Raw genomic sequence first — 5,753 nt, forward strand, 5'->3', positions numbered from 1 at the left:
GCGGGTTGAGTTCCGCGGTGACCGAGAAGGTGCCCGCGGCCAGTGCGTCGCGAAGGGTCATAGCTATCCGGATCTCCCTCCCTCCCGGCTGGCGAGCCTTCGCCGTCGGGAGCAAGACGTGCGGCGGAGCCGCCAAGCCTCGTTGACGTCTCAACCCTTATTACCGTTAACGAAACTGCGGCACCTACTGATTCTCAATCCTGACGCCGCGACACGGAAGTGTTCCGTCACACAACGGTTGAGCCGGCAGATGAGGATCTGGTCATCACGTGTGTCTTCGGTTATGTCATCAGGCGTGTCTGGAGAGTGTCTGCAGACACGCCTGCGGACGTGCCTGCGGACGTGCCTGCGGACGTGCCTGCGGACGTGCCTGCAGGCGTGTTTTCAGGCGTGTTTTCAGAGTGTCTGCAGAGGGCACAGCGCTTGACGTCTCAAGTAATGCTCGATAGCTTGAAGCGTCAACCTCGTGTCGGGGGACAGCCGGGGGACAACTGAGGGGAACACGCCATGCACTCGATCTTCGACCCGCTGGTGCCGGCCGGCGCTTACGACGAGTTCGCCAAGTCGGCCGGTCCCGCGAGCGCGGATCACCGCGCCTGGACGGAGGGCGACGGGCCGCTGCCCGCCCTGTTCATCGGGCACGGCGCTCCCCCGCTGCTCGACGACCCCGAGTGGATGATCCAGCTCGCCGCGTGGACGCACCAACTCCCGAAGCCGAAGAGCGTGCTGATCGTGTCCGCGCACTGGGAGACCGCGCCGCTCATGCTCTCTGCCCCCGCCGCGGGAACCCCCCTCGTCTACGACTTCGCCGGGTTCCAGCCGCGGTACTACACGCTGACCTACCCGACGCCTGACGCGAGCGCGCTGGCCGCGCAGGTGCGCAAGCTGATGGCGGACACCCAGCCCGCCCACCAGCACCCGAGCCGCGGCCTCGATCACGGCGCCTGGGTGCCGCTCAAGGTCATGTACCCGCTCGCCGACGTGCCGGTCTTGCAGCTGTCCATCCCCACCCAGAACCCGGCGCGGCTGCTGTCGCTTGGCGAGCGGCTGCGGCCGCTGCGGGAGTCGGGCGTGCTGATCATCGGCTCCGGGTTCCTCACGCACGGCCTGCCGTTCCTGACCAGGGATGACTTTACCGCCGGGCACGTGCCGGGCTGGTCGGCGGACTTCGACCTGTGGGCGGCGGATGCCCTGGAGCGCGGTGACGTCGAGACGCTGGCCGGATTCCGCAAGGCGCCGGGGATGCCGTACGCGCACCCGACGGCGGACCACTTCCTGCCCCTGTTCGTGACGCTGGGCGCGGCGGAAGACCCTGGCAAGCCGGTGGACACGGTCATCGACGGCTACTGGATGGGCCTGGCGAAGCGCTCGTTCCAGGTGAGCTAGCGCCGCACCGGGCTCAGCCTTCCGGGCCCGGGGACTGCGTCACGTCCAGCTGCTGCCGTTCCAGTGCAGGATCAGGGTGTCAATCGTGTTGTCCCCCGCCGTGTTGCCGACCACCCAGGCATCGCTGGCGGAGACGGCGGCCACCGCGGTCAGGTCTGCGCCGTCGGGAGCCGGGCTGGCCGTCTTCTTCCACGTCGTCCCGTTCCACTCAAGGATGTCCGGCTCGGACGGCGCCGTACCACGCTCGCAGGCCTCCCCGCAGGTGAACCCGACGGCCCACGCGCTGGTCGCAGAGGCCGCCGCCACGGCACCGCCAGCGCTGCCAAGCGCCGGGAGCGGGGTGGGCACCAGCTTCCATGAGGACCCGTTCCAGTGCACGGTGACGATCCCGTCGGAACCGCCTGCGCAGGCGCAACCCCCCACCCAGGCGTTGGCGGCCGACGTCGCGGCCACGCTGCCGAAGCCGTTGGCGGCCGACGCGACGGCCTTGCCGGACGCGACCGTCCACGTCCGGCCGTTCCACCGCAGGATCAGGCCCTCGACCGGGCCGGTGTCGGACAGGATGGCACCGGCCGCCCAGGCATCGCTGGCGGAGACGGCGGAGACGGCGCTGAGCGCCGCGCCCTCGTCCCCGGTGGCCGGGGTGGGGCTTGGCACCTGCTGCCATGCCTTGCCGTTCCAGCGCAGGATCAGCGTCTTGAACCCGCCAGTCTCGTGGTAGTCGCCGACCGCCCAGGCGTTGCCCGCCGAGGTAGCGGCCACGCCGCCCAGGTAGGCGCCGGCCGGAGCCGGGCTGCGGACCTGACTCCAGGCCTTGCCGTTCCAGTGCAGGATCAGCGCTCCCTTGCGCGTCGAGCCGGACACGATGCTGCCGACGGCCCAGGCGTTGTCCGGCGAGGTAGCGGCCACGCTCTCCAGGGTGGTGCCAGCCGGAGCGTGGGCGGGCACCTCGCTCCACGCCTTGCCGTTCCAGTGCAGGATCAGCGGTCCCTTGGCCGTCGAGCCGATCGCCCAGGCGTTGCCCGCCGACGTCGCCGTCACGTCCACCAGGGTCCCGGCCACGGACAAACCGGTACCGCTTGACGACGCCGCCGCGGAAGCGGAGGCGGAGGCGGCTGACGCGGTGGTGGCTGCGGCCAGGCACCCGGCCGCGCTGAGCAGGGCGGCCGCGGCGACGGCCGTAACCGAACGCATGGCAAGTCTGGGCACCGGATCCATGGCCTCCCCCGGCGGTTTCCAGCCGCCCTAGTCACCCGCTTGCCTCTGAACGTAACAAGCCTCACATACCCCCGCTAGTGGCAGATTCAGGGCAGATCGGCGGTGAGGCTGGGCTCCCCGGCGGTGGTGGCGGCCCGGTGGTGGCGGCCGCCCGGTGGTGGCGGCCCGGCTCGCCGGTCCGGTCGCGGGCCAGGGGGAGCGGTGTGGCGGGTGCGTGGCAGGCTGGCTGACTCCCCGGCCCGATGTCCCGCGGCGGTCTCAGATAGTGGGACGGCATCGGTCACATAGGATACGAACCGCACGCATTCTGTCCGCTTTGTCGTGATTCATGGAAGCGGAATGTATCCTATGTTCCCCGCTGGGTCCTGCTCGCGCCCGTCTGGGCGGTTCGGCGCCATCAGGTTGGGCCGCTTAAATTCCACAGGTTTGGCGCTGGGGGCCCCAGCACCAATCAGGACCCGCGGCGGCGGCCGGGTCCGCCGCCCAAAAGCGGCGCCGCCCGGCAAGGGGCGGCCAGGGGCGGCCAGGGGCGGCTAGGGGCGATTCAGGAAGTCGCGCACCCGGGCGGTGTACGGTGAGCTGTCATAGCTGGCCACGTACGCGCCCGCCATCCGGACCGGGTCGCCGAAGAAGTAGTACTCATACAGCGCCTGGCGGCCCGCGAACGCGGAGATACACGTGTCCCACACCAGGCGGAACAGCCGGACCCGCTCCGCGCCGGTCAGCGTCGCCGCCTGCAGGTAGGTGCCGATGTCGTGCGCGGCCGGGCCGGTCACGTCGGCCTCCGTCGGCGTCGCCATCAGCCCGGAGGCGCCGAGCTTGCGGAGGATCTCAGGGAACCGCTGGTAGAGCCTCGGGTACAGGTTGCGAGCGGCGTTGAGCGGCGCCCAGGCCGGGGTCAGCACCCCGTAGGCGTTGACGGCGGCGTCCGCCTCCGCGGCCCGGCCGAACGCGCGCAGCATCTCCAGCGTCGCGATGATCTCCGCCAGGTCCGCCTGGACGTGCTGGAACTGGCCGATGCCGATCGCCTCCACGAGCAGCGAGGTGACGCCGAGGATGTACTCGGTCTTGGCGGTGGTGCGGGCCACCACCTGGTGCGTCATGTGCTCGATCGCCGAGGTGGCCGTGTAGAACCCGTTGCACAGCTCCGGGTCGCCGAGCGTGAAGCACCGCTCGTACGGCACGTGCACGTCGTCGAAGATCACCACCGCGTCGGACTCGTCGAACCGCGAGCCGAGCGGGTGGTCGAAGTGCGAGCGGCCGTAGTCGAGCGGCTCGCGCGCGAGGTACCGCAGGCCGGGAGCGTCGGACGGGACGGCGAACGCGAACGAGTACGGCTTGTCCTCGGGCGTGCCGCGCAGCACGGTCGAGGGGAAGACGAGCAGCTCGTCGGCGAACGGGCCGATCGTGGCGAGCATCCGCGCGCCGCGGACCGTGATGCCGTTGTCGTCCTCGCGCACCACGTGCGCCATCAGCGCGCCGCCGCCTTGCTGGCTGCCCGCCACCGCGCGGTTGGCCTGCGGCGGGATCAGGGTGTGCGTGCAGAGCAGGTCCTCCTCGCGGACCTTCTCGTAGTAGCTGACGATGTTGGCGGCGAACGCCGGGTCCGCCTGGCCGAACCAGTCGGCGGCCGACGCCAGCGCCATCAGCGCGCTGTTCAGGTAGTCGCCGGTGCGGCCAAGCATCCCCAGCGACCGGTCGGCCCAGAGCTTGAACGCCCGGCGGCGCAGCTCAAGGTCGGGTTGCGTGCGCGGGATCAGGAACGACGTCGCCACCGGCTGGCCGGTGGCGGGCGAGAGGTACGTCAGCACCTCCCGGTAGACCGGATCGTGCTGCATGTCGAACAGTTCCGCGTAGCTGCGCACCACGTTGCGGAAGGCCGGGTGCTCGGCCAGGCCGCCTGTCAGCGTCTCCCCCTGGATCTCCACCTGCGTCCGGGTCCTGGCCAGCCGGTCCAGGAACTGCGCGCCTGTGCGTGCGGGCATGGTCCTCAGCCTAATGACTTGCGGGCGCAGCGGACAGATGGTTGCCTGGTCAGGTGAGTGACCGGTGACGCGCAGGTCGGCGGCCCAGTGGGTCACATACCTGCTTGAGCCGAAGAACTGGATCATCGCCACCGTCATCGCGGTCGGCTGGCGCGCTGACGGGGTGGCGGGCCTTGGCTGGGGACTGCTCGCGGCCTTTTTCGCGGGCGTGCTCCCCACGCTGTTCATCACCCGCGGGATCGCGCGCGGCCGCTGGGACGACAGGAACGTCGGCGCCAAGCGGCCCCGGCTCATCGTCCTCGGGTTCATCCTCGCGTCGGTGACGGCCGGCCTGGTGCTGCTCGCGGCGCTCGGCGCCCCGCCCGAGCTGACCGGGTACTTCGGCTGCATGCTCGGCAGCGTCGCGGTGCTGACGGCGATCACGACCGTCTGGAAGATCTCGATCCACTGCGCGGTCGCGGCGGGGTCCGCGACGATCCTGACGCTGCTGTTCGGCCCGGCGCTCGCGCCGGCGTACCTGCTCGTCGCGCTCACCGGCTGGTCGCGCGTGGCGCTGAAGGACCACACCACCGCCCAGGTGATCGCCGGGTCCGTGCTCGGCGCGGCGGCCGCCGCGATCACCTACGCGGTGATCCCGCGCGGATGAGGGGGCCGGGGCCGTCACGAGTCGGCCGCCGCGGCTGCACGCTGCTCGCGTCGGCGACCGTCTCCCGGCTCGCCGACAACGCGGCCGCCATCGCCCTCGTGCTGGCGATCATCGCCCGCACCGGCGATCCGCGGCTCGCGGGCCTGGTGGTCGGCGCGTTCACGGCGCCGACGCTCGCCAGCGGCCCCGTGCTCGGCGCGTACCTGGACCGGATGCGGCACAAGCGGTGGCTGTTCGCGGCCAACCAGGTGACCCTGACCGCGGCGCTGACCGGCGTCCTGCTGCTGGCCGGGCATGTTCACGGCTGGCTGCTGGCCGTGTTCGGGCTGTGCGCCGGGCTGACCGCGCCGGTGCTGACCGGCGGTTTCAGCAGCCTGGTGCCGCTCGTGGTCCCGGCGGGCGCGCTCGGCAAGGCCAACGCGCTCGACTCGGCCAGCTACGACGTCGCGGGCCTGGCCGGGCCCGCGCTCGTCGCGGCGGTCGCGGGCGCCTTCGGCACGGGCGCGGCGCTCGGCTGC

5 protein-coding genes are annotated in these 5,753 nt (G+C 71.4%); 3 read left to right on the plus strand and 2 right to left on the minus strand.

Translation table 11 applies throughout. The features are described from left to right. The first annotated feature begins 507 nt into the window (after positions 1-507). Complete coding sequence (locus Q1N79_RS26550; RefSeq protein WP_300613631.1) at positions 508-1,386, plus strand: class III extradiol ring-cleavage dioxygenase; 879 nt, start codon at positions 508-510, stop codon at positions 1,384-1,386. Positions 1,387-1,425: 39 nt separating this feature from the next. On the opposite strand, the gene Q1N79_RS26555 is transcribed toward Q1N79_RS26550, so the two are convergent. Further along, positions 1,426-2,580 carry a hypothetical protein gene (locus tag Q1N79_RS26555; RefSeq protein ID WP_300613633.1) on the minus strand — a complete coding sequence of 385 codons (1,155 nt, stop codon included), beginning with the start codon at positions 2,578-2,580 and terminating at the stop codon, positions 1,426-1,428. 557 nt (positions 2,581-3,137) lie between these two features. Next, entirely contained in the window at positions 3,138-4,589 is a 1,452-nt protein-coding gene (hpaB, locus tag Q1N79_RS26560; protein WP_300613635.1) for a 4-hydroxyphenylacetate 3-monooxygenase, oxygenase component, read from the minus strand. Positions 4,590-4,653: 64 nt separating this feature from the next. Here hpaB and Q1N79_RS26565 point away from each other — a divergent pair, with 64 nt between their 5' ends. Both Q1N79_RS26565 and Q1N79_RS26570 read left to right on the plus strand, forming a co-directional pair. Next, positions 4,654-5,235, plus strand: coding sequence for a phosphatase PAP2 family protein (locus Q1N79_RS26565; protein WP_300613647.1), 582 nt, complete (start codon positions 4,654-4,656; stop codon positions 5,233-5,235). Then, positions 5,232-5,753 (plus strand): MFS transporter (locus Q1N79_RS26570; protein ID WP_300613649.1); only part of this gene is annotated, 522 nt, incomplete at its 3' end. The genes Q1N79_RS26565 and Q1N79_RS26570, both read left to right, overlap by 4 nt.

The organism is Trebonia sp. (assembly GCF_030042015.1).
GTDB lineage: Bacteria > Actinomycetota > Actinomycetes > Streptosporangiales > Streptosporangiaceae > Trebonia.